The sequence below is a fragment of the Marinobacter sp. UBA3604 genome, assembly GCF_002375325.1.
Classification (GTDB): domain Bacteria; phylum Pseudomonadota; class Gammaproteobacteria; order Pseudomonadales; family Oleiphilaceae; genus Marinobacter; species Marinobacter salarius.
In genome coordinates this window covers 81,569-96,536 of record NZ_DFMB01000037.1, presented here as the reverse complement: position 1 = coordinate 96,536, position 14,968 = coordinate 81,569, and the positions used below count along the sequence as shown (strand labels likewise).

Sequence of the window (14,968 nt, the reverse complement as noted above, 5' to 3'; positions counted from 1 at the left end):
CTTTCGTATCCGAAATACCTCGGCCAGCGCCCACACGAATTGCTTGGTTAACTTTTTAAAGAGCGTTCGGGGCTTGCCCGATCAAGGTGGCGTATTCTACATCGAATCGCCGCCTTGTCAACCGCTTTCTGAAGAATTTTGAAACTCGAAATCTTCAATCAATTCAAACGGTTGTCTTTCAATTTCTGGCCCGCCTCAGTGGCGTGCCCCTCGAAAGAGATGCGTATTCTACAGAGCTCACTCGGACTGTCAACGGTTCGTTATAACTTTTTCAGGAAACCTGACGATTTATCGTCAAAGCTCGGTTTTCACAGCGGCCGCAGCCTGGGTTGCTTTCTCCCTGGCCTCGTCAATCGAGCTACCGGACGCAAGCGCGACCCCCATTCTCCGCCGCCCCTTCAGTTCAGGTTTCCCAAAGAGCCTGAGAAAGATGTCAGGTTGAGCCAACGCTTTTTCAAGCCCTGTATAGGCAACCGCATCCGAATCACCCTCCGGCAATATCACTGCGGAGGCTGAGGGGCCCTGTTGACGGATCGCCGGTATCGGCAACCCGAGGATGGCGCGGGCGTGCAAGGCAAACTCCGACAGATCCTGGGAAACCAGGGTCACCAACCCCGTGTCGTGAGGGCGTGGCGACACTTCTGAAAACCATACGTCATCGCCTTTCACAAACAATTCCACACCGTAGACACCATAGCCACCCAGATTGCTGGCAACCGCTTCCGCGATTTCCCGGGAACGGGCCAGCGCCTTGTCACTCATTGGTTGCGGCTGCCAGGATTCACGGTAATCGCCGTCTTCCTGATGGTGCCCAATAGGATCACAGAATGAAATACCGTCGCGGTGTTTCACGGTCAGCAAGGTAATTTCGTAGTCAAAATCCACAAACCCTTCGACAATCACCCTTCCCTTGCCGGCTCGACCACCGGTCTGGGCATAATCCCAAGCGGCCTCAATATCATCGGCGGACTTGACCGTGCTCTGCCCTTTTCCTGAGGAACTCATAACGGGCTTCACCACCAGAGGCATTCCGATGGCTTCGACGGCCGCAAGATACTCTTCTTTCGACTCGGCAAATCGATAGGGCGACGTTGCAAGCCCGAGCTCTTCGGCGGCCAGGCGACGGATACCTTCCCGATTCATGGTGAGATTGACGGCTCTTGCGGTGGGAATCACCCGATAGCCTTCCTGCTCGAGCTTTACCAGCTCCGGCGTGGCAATCGCCTCAATTTCCGGCACGATGAGGTTTGGCTTTTCCGCTTCAATAATGCTGCGCAAGGCAGCGCCATCGAGCATATCGACAACGTGACTCCGATGGGCCACCTGCATGGCCGGGGCGTTGGCGTAACGGTCGACTGCGATAACTTCCACGCCAAAGCGCTGGAGTTCAATCACAACTTCCTTGCCCAGCTCTCCCGAGCCACAGAAGAGAACCCTGAAAGCATTCCCTTTCAGCGGAGTACCAATACGAACTGTGTCAGTCATGAAAGTTTCTGCCTTTCCTGATATCGGGGGGTCAAAGACCTAGATCAAAAATTTGCTTTCACGCTCGGCCACTTTGCGCAGCACTTCCTGGCGCTCTTCATTGCTCATCTGGGACCATCGCGTGATCTCATCACCACTGCGATGGCACCCAACACACATATCGTTGTCATCAAGGGCGCAAATACTCACACAGGGCGAGCGCACCTTATCAGCCACTTTCATTCCGCAACCTCACCTAACGTCTTGGCCACTACTTTAACCTTTCCTGATCTCTGCTTCTAACGCCGGTTCCGTCAACGACTCACCCCAGGTGCTTCCATGCACAAGATCAGCCAGAGGCAACCGCGAGCGCCATCCCTTTTTCTGTAGTTCAGGCTGTTCAAGAAACTCGCTGACAAAGCCAAGGCACAGATAGGCCAACGGGTATACGTGTTCGGGGAGCTTCAGTGTCTTCGCCAGCTTTTCCTGATCCAGAATACTGACCCAGCCCACACCGATCCCTTCAGCCCTTGCTGCCAGCCAAAAGTTCTGTACCGCCAGGCACGTACTGAAAAGATCCGTTTCGACGATCGAGTTACGTCCCAGCACATGGCTACCACCACGACTTCGGTCACAGGTGATGCATAGATTAATCGGGCTCTCCAGGATGCCCTGGAGCTTCAGGCTCTTATACTGTGTATTGCGCTCGCCTTCATAATTTTCCGCGGCTTTCCGGTTTTCTTCCTCGAAAATGGAAAGCACTGCGCTGCGCACTGACTTGCTATCGATCACGAGAAAGTCCCACGGCTGCATAAAACCGACGGAGGGTGCGTGGTGGGCCGCGTCGAGCAGTCGGGCAAGGACATCAGGGGGAATCGGATCAGGAAGAAACTGCGAGCGCACATCCCGGCGTTCATGGATCGCACGATAAAGCCCGCTCGTTTCTTCATCACTAAAGGGGCGATTCTGATTTGGCCGGTGGGTTCTGTGGTCTGTCATTCTTTGCCTCTAATGCCGTCGGTTGAGTCCCAGCAAATGCTTCAGAAACCCCGTGTCCAGACACTCCTCAACGAGATCCGCCAGGCGATCCAGCTGTTCCAGGCGATGTGCCTTGTAGTCTACGGCCTGATGCTGAGCTCTCAAGCCCGCCCATTCGAGTATCTCACGGGTCGCATCAGGCTGATCGAAAATGCCGTGAACATAGGTTCCGATTATCTGACCGTCCTCACTCACTGCGCCTTCTGGCTGTCCATTCAGTGTCGCCACGGGGCGTACAAGCGCGGGGCCACAGGAAATACCGTTATGCATCTCATAACCTGTGAACCCCGCCCTTCCACTGCCAAGCGTTAACTCTCCGGAAACGTCCTTCAGCGTTTTGCCGGCAACCATCCGTGTGGTCATGTTGAGCAACTCAAGGCCAGGCGTGGTACCGGCATCCCCTTCCAGGCCGTCCGGGTCGGATACCTCCCGCCCCATCATCTGAAAGCCGCCGCATATGCCTAACACCTTGCCGCCATAACGGAGGTGTTTCTGAATAGCCTCGGGCCAGCCCTGGGATCTCAGCCATTGCAGATCATGCCGGGTGCTTTTGCTGCCCGGTAACAGGATAAGGTCAGCCGGGGGAATCCGCTGGTCGGGGCCGATGAATTGGAGGTTGACGCCCGGGTGCAGACGAAGGGGGTCGAAGTCATTGTGGTTGCTGATGCGGGGTAACACCGGGACGATCACATTCAGTGCATCGGGTTCATTGGTGCCACTGGTGCCAACGCTGTCTTCTGCGTCAATCACCAAGCCATGCAGATACGGCAATACGCCAACTACGGCTTTATCAGTGCGTTCGGCCAGCCAATCCAGGCCTGGCTTCAACAAGTCAATATCGCCCCGAAAGCGGTTGATAACGAAGCCTTTCGTGCGCGCTCGTTCGCTCTCGGTGATGAGTTCAAGCGTGCCCACCAGTTGGGCGAACACACCACCCTTGTCAATATCGCCGACGAGGAGCACCGGGCAATCGGCCGCTTCGGCGAAGCCCATGTTGGCAATATCATTCGCACGCAAATTGATCTCGGCGGGGCTACCGGCCCCTTCGGCAATGATCACGTCATAGCGGGCACTCAGGGCACGCCATGCCTCCATCACAGAGGCCATTGCCTCGGCCTTGTAGGCATGGTAATCCAGAGCGTCCATATTGCCGTGAACCTTGCCTCGCAGGATTACCTGGGCACCGCAGTCACTCTGGGGCTTGAGCAGCACCGGATTCATATCGCTATGCGGAGCGAGCCCGCAGGCCAATGCCTGAAGTGCCGTGGAACGGCCTATTTCACCGCCGTCGACGGTAACCGCACTGTTCAGGGCCATGTTCTGGGGTTTGAAAGGCGCTACGGAAACACCCTGCCGCGCCAGCCACCGACACAGGGCGGCGACGACCGTCGTTTTGCCGGCATCGGAAGTCGTTCCCTGTATCATCAACGTGGTCATGGATAGCCGCCTCTGTTACAGCTCGACGCCTTTCTGGGCTTTCACACCCTGGTCCTTGAAGGCATGCTTGACCACGCCCATTTCCGTGACAGTGTCCGCCAGGTCCACCAGTTCCTGTGGTGCCGACCGACCGGTCACTACCACATGCTGCATCTCCGGGCGGCCCTGGAGGTCGTCCAGAACACGGTCGAGATCAATATAGTCGTACTTCAGGGCGATATTGAGTTCGTCCAGCAGGACCAGGTCGTAGCTGTCGTCTTTCAACATGTTGGCGGCCACATCCCAGGCGGCATTGGCTGCCTCCACGTCCTGCTCCCGGTTCTTGGTATCCCAGGTATAGCCCTGGCCCATCACGTGATAACTCACGTTGGGCAATTCGCGGAAGAACGCTTCTTCACCGGTGCTGAATGCGCCTTTGATGAACTGGACAATACCCACTTTCATGCCATGGCCGAGCGCCCGGGCCACCATGCCAAAACCGGAACTGCTCTTGCCTTTGCCCGGGCCGGTCAGCACCAGCAGCACACCCTGTTCTTTCTGGGCACGGGCGATGCGCTCCTGCATGATCTTCTGCTTTGCGTCCATGCGGCGGGCATGGCGTTCGGGGTCTTTGGCGCGTTCACGCATGGTCAGGCTCCTTATCGATAAGCGGGCGAATGGCCTGCCCGCGAAAAATTCCGGCCACCAGTTCTGGTGCGGAGGGGAAATAGCCGTGGAAATAGCTGGCCACCAGCCCCTTCCGGCAATACACCGGTTCAGCCTCGGTGCCCGCAACCTTGCGGGTTCGGGCCAGGGGTTGCCAGTCAGTTTCCAGTCGCGAGTGATGATAGGTATGCCCCCGCAACTGCCCCTGCTCGGTATTCAGGCTCTGCAGACCCAGCGCCTGCAGGCGGCCGGCCATACTGGCTCGACCCGGGATAATTCCGAGCAGGTTGTGGATCTCTCCGTCGTGGTCCGCCAGTTCCTCCACACAGGCCATTAACCCGCCACACTCGGCCAGCATGGGTTTACCGGCGCTGTAGTGGTTGCGAATAGCCTCCAGCATCGGATGGTTGCCTGCCAAGATGGCGCCGTGCAGTTCTGGGTACCCGCCCGGAAGCCAGAGCGCGTCTGCCTCTGGCAAATTCAAATCCACCAACGGTGAGAAGAATGCCAGTTCCGCGCCCATGGTCTGCAATAGGTCCAGATTAGCGCGGTAGACAAAGCTGAACGCCGCGTCCCGGGCGATAGCAATGCGTACGCCATTTAATAACTTTGGTGGGGGCTCAGGTTTCTCAGCTTCCAGCGTAACCGGAAGCGGTAAACCATCCAGCCCTGCCTCCGCCAGAACCTCAGCAGCGGCGTCCAGGCGTTGGTTCAGGCCATTCAGCTCCCCAGCCTGCACCAGTCCCAGGTGCCGGTCCGGAATGTTCATGGTTTCGTTGCGGGGAATCGCCCCCAACAGTTCGATTCCATCCGGCAGGCTCTCCCGCAACATATCCCCGTGACGGGCACTGCCTATTCGGTTCGCGATTACCTGTCGAACCGGCAACGCCGGATCAAAGTTCGCCATTCCCAAGGCAATAGCGCCGAACGTTTGCGCCATGCCCCGAGCGTCAATGACCGGCAACGCAGGAATCCCCATCAGCTTGGCGAGGTCCGCACTGGAAGGGTCACCGTCAAACAATCCCATTGATCCTTCCACCAGAATAAGGTCGGCATCCTGCGCGGCTTCCGCCAGACGCCAGCGACACTCGCCCTCGCCCGTCATCCACGGATGCAACTGGTACACCGGCTGTCCGGATGCGACTTCCAGCACCATCGGGTCCAGGTAATCCGGGCCGTGCTTGAACACCCGTACCTTTCGTCCGGCATTCCTATGCAATCTCGCCAGTGCTGCGGTCACCATGGACTTCCCCTGGCCAGAACCTGGTGCGGTAATCATTGCGGCTGGTACGGTTGCTTTCATATAGCTCCTACGTTCAATACTTAACAGGGACAAATAGCGGCGCACCATCCACGTCCACTGTCAGAAGTTCCTGATCATAAAGCCGTTCAAGCGCAGCCGGCACGAGCATTCGTTCTGCAGGCCCCCAGCACGCTTCGCCGTTGGGGTACAGCAACAACAGATGGTCACACCATCGTGCCGCGAGATTCAGATCGTGCAAACACATGAAGACGGAACGCCCACTACGCGCCTGCTCGGTCAGTAACTGGAGTACCGACACCTGATGGTGCAGATCAAGGTGATTGGTGGGTTCATCCAGAAGCCAGGTATCAGGTGCCTGGGTCAGCACTGTGGCAATGGCTACTCTCTGGCGTTCACCGCCGGAAAGTGTGTTCACCAGCCGATCACTGAGATGGCCCACATCCAGCTGTTCCAGAGCGCCTCTCGCAAGACGTTCATCGGCGCCGGATTCCATCTGCCAGGGTGACAACCAGGGGTGGCGCCCGATCAGCGCCGTTTCCAGTACCGTCGCGGGAAAACCGTCCTGCCGTTCCTGGAAAACCATCCCCAGCTGTTGCGATATTGTCCTGCGCTTCAGGTCTGCCAAAGGATGCTCTCCCAGGCAAACCGATCCGTGACGTGGCGCTCGCAACCCCGCCAGTGTGTGCAAGAGCGTCGTCTTGCCGGCACCATTTGGCCCCAAAACGCCCCAGATCTGCCCGGGTTCCACGGCAAAGTTCAGCGCTTCCCCATCGCCCCGCCCGGGAATGTCGATGACCAACTGTCTAGCCTGCAACGGATTCATCAGCGGCTCCGGTACAACAGGTAAAGGAAGGTGGGTACACCCAGCAAGGCCGTAATCACACCTACCGGCAACTGCTCGGGCGCAATCACTACCCGTGCCAGGGTATCCGCCAGCACCAGCAGGGTGCCGCCAGCCAGTGCACAGGCAGGGAGGATCAGGCGCTGGTCATTACCGAGGACCAGCCGCAACATGTGGGGCACTACCAGACCGACAAAACCAATACTGCCAGCCATGGTGACCGCGGTGGCCGTGAGCAGGCTGGCAAGGATATAGATCGTCCATTCCAGCGGTCTCACCGCCACTCCAAGGGCTGCCGCCTGCATGGGGCCGCGTGCCAGTACGTTAAGACTCCGCCCCAGGGGCACCACCAAAAGACACACCAGCACCAGGAAAACCAGTGCGGGCCAGGGCGATCTAGCGTAGGACACATCGCCCATCAACCAGTACAACATTCCCGGCAAGCGCTGGGCCGGGCTGATCGCCAGCATCAGGGTAATCACCGCGCCCCAGCCTGCGGCGACCACCACACCGGTGAGCAACAAACGCGACGGCGTCCAGCTTCCGGTGCCATGGGCCAGGCCGAACACCATCAGTGTGGCCAACAACGCACCGGCAAAAGCCGATCCCGAAATCATCAAACCGCCCAGGCCCGCCAGCATCGCAAACAAGGCCCCGACGGCAGCACCACCAGACAGCCCCAGAACGTAGGGGTCCGCCAACGGATTGCGTAACAGCACCTGCATCAGAGCCCCGGCCACGGCCAGCAAACCGCCCGTTGCGAAAGCAGACAGTGTCCGTGGCAGGCGCAATTCCAGCACCAAAGTTTGCTGCAGGTTGCTGCCCTCACCCAGAATGACGGCGACAACATCTCCCGGTGCCACGCTGACACTGCCAACACCCACCGACAACATCATGGCGGCCAGGCTGGCCAGAGCCAACAACACAAGTGGCATGGTCAGAGGCCTGCTCAAAGGGTCTGTCTCCCACTAACGTTTGGCACGGGCATCATCCAGTTTCTCGCAAAACAGTTGTGAACCTTTCAGAATACGCGGCGTCGGGCGCTGGATCAGCGACGGTGGAACGAAATACAGATTCTTCTTCGCGGTGGCATCGATACTCTGGAAAGCCTCCCAGCGGGTCAGCCAGTGCCGATTCTCTTCACCCATGCCACCGGCCAGAATGGCCTCAGGGTTGGCGCCGATAACCGCCTCGGCACTGATCCTCGGCACCAGGCGATCAAGATCACCGAATACGTTCACGCCTCCGCATAGCGTGATCAACTTACCAATCAGGTGCTCGTCGTTCACGGTCATCAGAGGCTCATCCCACACCTGATAGAACACCGAGACCGGCTCCGCACCCTGATATTGTTTTTCCAGTGCGGCCATTCCCTTGCGGAAACGATCCGCTTCGGCAAGGCCTTTATCTTCGGTACCCGCCAGAATCGACAGCCGTTCGATGGTGCTTGAAACGCCCTCAAAACTCCGGGGCTCAATGGAAAACACCGGCAACCCCAGGTCCTTCAGGGCCGCAATCTGTTCCGGCGGGTTGCCTGTCACCCAACCAATGACCAGGTCAGGTTTCAGTGCCATCAGGCGCTCAAGGTCCATGCGAGTGTGGCTACCCACAGAGGTGACCTGCTTCGCCTGCTCGGGGTAATCACTGTACGAAACCACCGCGATGACCTGATCACCGGCGCCTGCAGCCCAGACAAGTTCGGTCGCTCCGGGAGACAAGGCCGCGATCCGGCTGGCCGGTTGTTCAAGACAGACTTCCTGGCCGGTGTCGTCGGTTGCACATCGCTCAGTACCGGCCACAGCCCCCGGTGACATGGCCAGAGCTAACGACATCAGCGCAGCGGTATGCCGGAACGATTTCAACATGAGGCCCTCTGGTTTCCGGGAGTCTGACAATCATCGTTGGCAGCGCCTAACGGGGGAAAGTCGGCCGACCCACCTTTTCGCGCGGATTCGAAGGCTTCCCGCTGCCGGGGGTCCAACTGGTCCGCGACCCAATCCATCAGCGGGTGATCCGGACGGGTGTGGCCACTGCCGGGCAGGCCATGGTCGATGATGTTTCCGGCGAAGTCACGTGCCAGGGCCTGACGGGTGAAGACGTCCGCCTCCCAGAACCCCCGTTTCGCGGCCAGGAGCGCAATCGCCTGCATGTGGGTTTTGACATGCACGTTGTGGCCCTCTGCCAGGAAGTCGTCCAGGCCAAGGCCGTGGCGATCCTGAAAGTACACTTCATTGACTTCGTCCCACACACTGGAACGAAGCACTTGTGGGCTTGTGATCTGCCAGCCCCAGAGGTTGTCGAGAAAATCACTGCCCATGGTGCGGGCACCGGCATAGCCGTGCTCCATCAGTGGGGCCAACCATTGCGGGTTCAGGTTACGGGCTCTCAGCTCTACCTGCAGCGCTCGCTGAAGCGAATCCACCCGGGGATTTCGCGGGTCTGCGTACTGGAGCACCCGGTTCTGCGGTGGCTCGCCGCGCAAGTGCTCCACGGCGTTGGACAGCCCGCCCTGGAAATCAAAACCGTCATCGTTGTCCAGCAGGCCATAGAGGTGGCTGGCCCGCCCAAGATAGGTATGGTTCACCGACCGCAACTGGCGGTCGAAAGCGTCGTGTGCCGGTTCACCCTGGCTGCCCTTGCCATAGACGTGCCCCATGCGCCGGCGATAGGCATCACCCAGTTGTCCCCGGTCCTGCCAGGCGCCAGTCCGGGTAGCAAGCCGGTTAACCCCTGCACCGTATGCGCCCGGAGCCGTACCGAAGACCCGGTAAGCGGCCTTTGCCCCCGCATCCCGGGCCGACGCACCTGCGGCCAGCAGTACCCGTGTATCAGCGACCCAGTGAGCGGCAACACCGTTGGTAGACAGGGATTCCTCGCCCGGCTTACGCATGTCGGCCGGGAGAACCGATAACGCCTGCTCCAGTGCCTCGTCCAGCTCCGGGTGCTCGGCCCTGATGGATCCCGCCGCACCCGCCAAGGCGTAACGCGATGCCATATCCAGCCATTCCAGTTGGCTTTCATAAAGATCCCGGAACAAGCCGGACGTGGTGAAAACCACATTGCGACGAATGGGTGTATCGGTTCCCGGGCCGGCGGGCAAACGCTCCAGGCCTTTCACGATGCCCCGACTGTTCCACACCGGGCGCACACCTAATAGCTTCATGCCAAAGGCGATCATGACCCCTTCGTCTCGCACCGTATCCGAGGCCCAGAGCACCAATGCATCGCTTTGTTCTGAGGTGCCGTCTTTTGTGGCCCTGGCCTCCTCGACCAGTTCTTCGGCCAGCGACCAGGCCACACGGGTTGGAATCAGGTCATCCGACAAGGCGTGAAAATTGCGCCCCGTTGGCAATACCGCCGGCGTTCGCAATGGATCGTTGCCCTGCCCCGGAGCAACAAACCGGCCATTCAACGCGTTGAGAAAGCTGGTGCGCTCAGAAGCAGGAGACGCTTCAAGATCGGTGCGCCAGGCTGGCTCTGGCTTGCCGGCCTTACCCGCCATGGAGTCGAGCATGGTGTCCACCATGTCTGTGCTCCAGTCCCGGCCAAACACGTGCAGCCCCAGGGGCATAAAGTGTTCCTGCATATCAGTGACATAGTGGCCGGCTTCGTGAACCAGCAAGTCGGGTGAAAGTTCATCGAGGGAAACCTCTTCTACCGACAACCCCATCTCGCCAGCGATTTCCTGTTCGAGATCGTCGGAGATATCCAGCACCTGGATTTTCTCCCGCAGCATCTTTAGCGCCCGCTCTCTTGTAGGACTGTCGGGCTCATTGGCGGACTCCCAGGTTTCCACGAGCTGTCGGAGCTCCAGCAGTTCGTCATAAAGCTCCGTTGCGGCCAGCGGCGGCGTCAGGTGACTGATCATGACTCCCAGCGCCCGGCGCTTGGCCTGGATGCCCTCGCCCACACCGTCGACGATGTATGGATAGATCAATGGCAGGTCGCCCCCCAGCAGGTCCGGGTAGTCATCCCTCGTCAAACCAGCACGGCGGCGTGGCAGAAATTCCCTGGTTGAGTGGCGCCCAACGTAGACCAGCGCATCAGCCTGGTAGTGATCCCGTAACCAGTGGTAGAAACCCACGTACTGGTGGGTCGGGGGGAAGGTGGTGTTGGCGTGCAACAATTCTTCATCCACTTCCCAGCCCCGGGGCGGTTGCGGACCGATGTAAATATTACCGAATCGAAGCCCAGGGAAAATCAGCCTGTTATCCACCACCATGGACTGGCCCGGCGCTTCTCCCCACCCCTTGAGTCCGGGAATGCCCGTATCGGCCAGCGCAACCCGGCTGTCATCCAGTTTCGCACTGTGACCACCTTCATCGAGACGTGCTTGCCAGAGCGCTTCGTACTCGTCCAGTCGGCTCAGGGCCGCCTTTCGGTTCGGGTGCTGGAGGTGTTCAATCAGGTGCCGCAAGTCACGAATGCCCCGGCTCAACAGACCGGTTGCCAATTCTTTTTCGCCCAACCTATGCGCCTGCTCAAGTCGCTCATGCAAATAGCCCAGGGGGCCATGAACCATTTCCTGCTGGACAACCCTGGGCAAGGTTTCGAGATACTCACGGTAGGTACTGCCCGCCATTGAGGCAACGTCACCGGCCATGTCCCTCAGAGCGCGAGGATCATCCGGCAGGCTCACGCCTCGTTGCTGGAGGAGGTCGGTGAGGGCTTCCGGACTCTCCGGCAGTGGGCCGGTTTCGTAGCCCTCTGCTTTAAGCCAGTGCAGCATTTCGTATAGGGAAGCTGGCACATCGAGATTGTCCGCCCCAATATTCTGCCGGCCCGGTGGATGATTGTAGTAGATGATGGCCACGCGCTTGTCGGCGTTGCCCTTGGCTTGCAGGGCCTGCCAGCGTTTCAGGCGGTCCGCAACGGCGTCCACCCGCTCCGGCACAGGCTGGGTAAGCGTCAGAGCCACACCGGTGTTTTCGTCAATCACTTCCGGCTCCGCCGTAGCCAGCACCATAGGCTGACTGACCCCCTGGAGCTCGGGCATCGCCAATTTGTAGTGCACCTTGTCAGACGGAATACCGTCGATCGACAATTGCCATTGGTTGGTGGTGCGGGAGGCCAGGCGCAAGCCCTTGATCACCGGCACATTCAACCGGACCAACGCTTCCGTGACCTGACGCCGACCTTCACCGCCTCCAACAATAAAGTCCTGAAGACTGACAATACCGGATAGTGTCGCCGGGCCTACCGTCTCACTCAGGGCACGAACAGCCTCCAGGCTGGCACCACCCCAACGGGACAGAATTGCAAAGCATTGCATCCCTCTGGATTCCAGGGCTGCACAGGTTGCGTCCAGCAGCGACCGATCGCCGGGGCGGTCACCGCTGTCAAGGTCCAGAAGTGCGACCACAGGGCCGGATTGCAGATTAAGGTTCGCCGCGCTATCCGTAGCTTCCCCATAACGGTAATAGCGGATCAGCGACCGGGGCGGCAGATCCGGCACGTCAAGCTCTTCGCCCGCCTGAACAAGCAACCAACGCAATAAGGCATCCAGGTGTTGCGAGGTACGTCCCTGGTAAAGGGCCCGGCCTTCAAGCCAGGGTTCCTGTTCGGGGAAGCGGGCCTTAAGCTCTGCCTGATGGGCTTTCAAGTCCGTGCCGGGGTCCGGCGCTTTCATCAGGTTGTTCAGGGTCGTGGCATCCAGCCCTTCCAGGGGCTTGCGCCCCTGTAACCGCGACAGCACAGTCAGCGCCCTGTCGCCATTCACCCCCAGAACCGGAAACTCGCGAACGGCGGCCTGCTCGCCCACAGCACGCTCAATCCGGCCCACCTGCTCTCCGAAAACCGCCGCCATCAATAAGGCATCGGCCTGGCTCACCAGATCGTCGAGAGCGCTGTTGTCCAGGTTTGCCAACTGCTCAGGAGTCCGCAGAATAATGCGGTGATCTGGCTGGGCTGCCAGGAAGCGTTCCGCACCAGCGGCCATCTCCGCAGCGGAACGCTCAGACACTACCCCAAATACCGTGGCGCCGGACACTGGTTGGGACAGCATCAACAGAAGCCCGGAAAGGCAGCCGAACAACGGGCGGCTCAGAGTTCGATACAGGCGCTCAATCATGCCCCTACCTCTCACCATGGCTGATCATAGGTCGTAGCGAATCGTCAACATTGCGGTGCGGCCAGCGGCGATGTATGCACGTCCGTCGAAGCGCTGCGCCGTGGAGTATTCTCTGTCCAGCACATTGTCGACTGTCAGGTTCGTGGTCCAGTGGCTGTCAATTTCCCACTTAGCCCGCAGGTCCCAAGTGACAAAGCCCGCGATGCGCTCTTCATTATCGGCGTCGTCGTAGCGATACCCCTGGCCTTTCACAGTGGTCCCCAGCGACACACGGCCGAAGTCCCGATCCAGATCGACCCGGAATTGTTTGGCGCTACGGCGACGAATTCGATTGTCGGTTTCACGGTTGCGAGGGTCGGTGACCGAGGCAGCTGCCTGAACCGTCCACTCCTCCAATTCCAGACCAGCACTCAGCTCTATCCCCCGAATACGTGCTTCGTTTACGTTGAACGGTGCAAACCGTCCGTCCTTGAAGGTAAATACAATCAGATCATCAGCGTCGGTCTGATAAATCGCGGCATCCCAGAACCAACGTGTGTAATTCCCGCCAATACCGAGCTCGACGCTACCGGCGGTTTCCGGTTGCAGATCCGCATTACCAAAATTGGGGAAGTAGAGGTCATTGAAGGTGGGCGCCCGGAAAGACGTACTGTAACTCACCCGAGCCCGATGATTCCGGTCCAGATCAACCCCCATGGCAACGGCGCCGGTTTCTTCACGTCCGAAAGCTTCGTTGTCGTCCGCCCGCAAGCTCAGTTGAAAGTCGGTCGGTCCGAAATTCAACAGAGCCTGACCGAAAACGGCGGCATTGGTGCGGCTGGATTCGTCATATTCGGTGGTACTGTCAACTTCATCTACCAGCAGTTCGCCACCAACGATGTATTCGTGACGCCCAATACTGATCTGATTCTCCCAGCGCGCGCTGCGAGTTTTAGTATCGAAGGTGCTGTTGCCGAAGGTATCGCGGTTGTCGGATTCGTCGAGGGATTCCGCCAGCAGTATGCGGCTGCGCCAATAGTCGCTGATGGGTGTGTCCAGGCGGAAACCGAGGGTCTGGATGGTAAAATCGGTGTCACCACCCTCAAATTCAGTGTTGCCCTGGGCACGCATGAGGACAACGCCGGCTTCCCCACCGGAGTCGAACTGGTGAGCAACGGACGCAAGCGCAGACGTGTTTCTATAGCCTTTGTCTTCACCCCCTTCCACGACGGCCGTACCGTCGGTTTCCAGATGGCTCGCGCTCAGGCTGTATTTCATCCGGCCTTCCGTACCGGCCGCACCGGCCACATACTCCTGGGTGTTAAAGTTGCCACCGCCAGCCTGAACCCAGCCTTCATTCCCCGTTTCTGCACTATGAGTGAAGGCCTGGATAACACCGCCTACGGCATCGGCCCCGTAGAGATTACTGCGGGAGCCACGAACAATTTCTACCCGCTCCACCATCTGTGGTGGAAAATATTGCCAGGCGGTACTGCCGGTAGTGGCGGAGCGAAGGCGCACACCATCCACCAGGAATACAGTGGATTCACTGCCGGTACCCCGGGTGAAAACGCTGATGTTCTTACCAAAAGAACCATTGCTGGTAATGTCCAGACCAGGCTGGCCCACCAGCAGCTCCTCAAATGTCTGGGGCTGCAGGCGCTGGATATCTTCGTCATCAATTACAGTGACAGAGGAGTCACTCTCGCCCCGGGTCTTCGGGCCGAGCGTAGCCGTTACAACAATGGGATCAAGGGCAGCAACGGTATACTCCTCATCGGCCAGTGCGTCGGAAACTGGCAGGAAAACGAAGGGTAGGCCGAACAACAGAACCGGCACGGATTTCAGATCACTCATAATCAACACTCGCTGGCAAACCACGCGCACCCGCGTGATGGTTATTGTGTTGCGGAGTTTGAGTATGAGATTGGGGAGGCAGGATACGAGTCAGGGTACGGGTGTGAGACCGACGCAACTCTCCCACCGCCGTCGCCCTCCGCAACTTCCGGTGTGTATTCAGGCCGGTCTCCGGGCTTGCGAGTGGATCAGCCGATGGGCCGGTCCGGGGCAATCACCTTCCCATGCATGACGCACAGTGGCTTTTTTCGATTGCCTTTAGCTCGCTTACCGTTGCGGGGGCAGCGTCGGACTTTAACCGACTTCCCGTTTTACGCTTTCCGGCGGGGATACCGCAAAAAAGCGTTACCTGAACACGGTGTTCATCGAATCG

Annotated in this window: 11 protein-coding genes and 1 riboswitch; all 11 genes read right to left on the bottom strand. The window is 59.0% G+C overall.

From position 1 onward, the window contains the following. Nucleotides 1-294 precede the first annotated feature (294 nt). Genes purT through B2590_RS11055 form a run of 11 tightly spaced genes read right to left on the bottom strand, consistent with a single transcriptional unit; the run spans nt 295 to nt 14,595 of the window. Nucleotides 295-1,485: a formate-dependent phosphoribosylglycinamide formyltransferase gene (gene purT, locus B2590_RS11105; protein WP_199448824.1), complete on the bottom strand. Its 1,191-nt coding sequence runs from the start codon at nt 1,483-1,485 to the stop codon at nt 295-297. Nucleotides 1,486-1,524: 39 nt separating this feature from the next. After that, nucleotides 1,525-1,707 (bottom strand): DUF1289 domain-containing protein, encoded by a 183-nt coding sequence (locus B2590_RS11100; RefSeq protein ID WP_007154793.1) that lies wholly within the window; start codon nt 1,705-1,707, stop codon nt 1,525-1,527. Nucleotides 1,708-1,740: 33 nt separating this feature from the next. Further along, nucleotides 1,741-2,463 carry a 5,6-dimethylbenzimidazole synthase gene (gene bluB, locus B2590_RS11095; RefSeq protein ID WP_286811426.1) on the bottom strand — a complete coding sequence of 241 codons (723 nt, stop codon included), beginning with the start codon at nt 2,461-2,463 and terminating at the stop codon, nt 1,741-1,743. Nucleotides 2,464-2,472: 9 nt separating this feature from the next. Further along, nucleotides 2,473-3,939 carry a cobyric acid synthase gene (locus tag B2590_RS11090; protein WP_286811425.1) on the bottom strand — a complete coding sequence of 489 codons (1,467 nt, stop codon included), beginning with the start codon at nt 3,937-3,939 and terminating at the stop codon, nt 2,473-2,475. A gap of 15 nt (nt 3,940-3,954) precedes the next feature. Continuing rightward, complete coding sequence (gene cobO, locus B2590_RS11085) at nt 3,955-4,566, bottom strand: cob(I)yrinic acid a,c-diamide adenosyltransferase (RefSeq protein ID WP_007154796.1); 612 nt, start codon at nt 4,564-4,566, stop codon at nt 3,955-3,957. After that, entirely contained in the window at nt 4,559-5,887 is a 1,329-nt protein-coding gene (locus tag B2590_RS11080) for a cobyrinate a,c-diamide synthase (RefSeq protein WP_286811424.1), read from the bottom strand. Before B2590_RS11080 ends, cobO begins: the two co-directional genes overlap by 8 nt. Before the next feature lie 13 nt (nt 5,888-5,900). Further along, the gene (locus B2590_RS11075; RefSeq protein WP_085681135.1) at nt 5,901-6,671 is read right to left on the bottom strand and encodes an ABC transporter ATP-binding protein; all 771 of its coding nucleotides are present in this window, start codon (nt 6,669-6,671) and stop codon (nt 5,901-5,903) included. Next, nucleotides 6,671-7,624: an iron ABC transporter permease gene (locus tag B2590_RS11070; protein ID WP_349678087.1), complete on the bottom strand. Its 954-nt coding sequence runs from the start codon at nt 7,622-7,624 to the stop codon at nt 6,671-6,673. The genes B2590_RS11075 and B2590_RS11070 overlap by 1 nt, the downstream gene beginning before the upstream one ends. A gap of 33 nt (nt 7,625-7,657) precedes the next feature. Beyond that, nucleotides 7,658-8,554 carry a cobalamin-binding protein gene (locus B2590_RS11065; RefSeq protein ID WP_286810192.1) on the bottom strand — a complete coding sequence of 299 codons (897 nt, stop codon included), beginning with the start codon at nt 8,552-8,554 and terminating at the stop codon, nt 7,658-7,660. Then, nucleotides 8,548-12,759, bottom strand: coding sequence for a cobaltochelatase subunit CobN (locus tag B2590_RS11060; RefSeq protein ID WP_286810193.1), 4,212 nt, complete (start codon nt 12,757-12,759; stop codon nt 8,548-8,550). Before B2590_RS11060 ends, B2590_RS11065 begins: the two co-directional genes overlap by 7 nt. Before the next feature lie 24 nt (nt 12,760-12,783). Next, nucleotides 12,784-14,595: a TonB-dependent receptor plug domain-containing protein gene (locus B2590_RS11055; RefSeq protein ID WP_199448829.1), complete on the bottom strand. Its 1,812-nt coding sequence runs from the start codon at nt 14,593-14,595 to the stop codon at nt 12,784-12,786. A 155-nt stretch (nt 14,596-14,750) separates the two neighbouring features. Then, a riboswitch (cobalamin riboswitch) is annotated at nt 14,751-14,952 on the bottom strand. Between the last annotated feature and the right edge of the window lie 16 nt (nt 14,953-14,968).

What these genes read in the sequence shown, in the direction of transcription:
- purT (WP_199448824.1), bottom strand. Translation starts at nt 1,485, where the DNA reads ATGACTGACACAGTTCGTATTGGTACTCCGCTGAAAGGGAATGCTTTC.
- B2590_RS11070 (WP_349678087.1), bottom strand. Translation starts at nt 7,624, where the DNA reads ATGCCACTTGTGTTGTTGGCTCTGGCCAGCCTGGCCGCCATGATGTTG.
- B2590_RS11065 (WP_286810192.1), bottom strand. Translation starts at nt 8,554, where the DNA reads ATGTTGAAATCGTTCCGGCATACCGCTGCGCTGATGTCGTTAGCTCTG.
- B2590_RS11100 (WP_007154793.1), bottom strand. Translation starts at nt 1,707, where the DNA reads ATGAAAGTGGCTGATAAGGTGCGCTCGCCCTGTGTGAGTATTTGCGCC.
- B2590_RS11075 (WP_085681135.1), bottom strand. Translation starts at nt 6,671, where the DNA reads ATGAATCCGTTGCAGGCTAGACAGTTGGTCATCGACATTCCCGGGCGG.
- B2590_RS11055 (WP_199448829.1), bottom strand. Translation starts at nt 14,595, where the DNA reads ATGAGTGATCTGAAATCCGTGCCGGTTCTGTTGTTCGGCCTACCCTTC.
- B2590_RS11090 (WP_286811425.1), bottom strand. Translation starts at nt 3,939, where the DNA reads ATGACCACGTTGATGATACAGGGAACGACTTCCGATGCCGGCAAAACG.
- bluB (WP_286811426.1), bottom strand. Translation starts at nt 2,463, where the DNA reads ATGACAGACCACAGAACCCACCGGCCAAATCAGAATCGCCCCTTTAGT.
- B2590_RS11080 (WP_286811424.1), bottom strand. Translation starts at nt 5,887, where the DNA reads ATGAAAGCAACCGTACCAGCCGCAATGATTACCGCACCAGGTTCTGGC.
- cobO (WP_007154796.1), bottom strand. Translation starts at nt 4,566, where the DNA reads ATGCGTGAACGCGCCAAAGACCCCGAACGCCATGCCCGCCGCATGGAC.
- B2590_RS11060 (WP_286810193.1), bottom strand. Translation starts at nt 12,759, where the DNA reads ATGATTGAGCGCCTGTATCGAACTCTGAGCCGCCCGTTGTTCGGCTGC.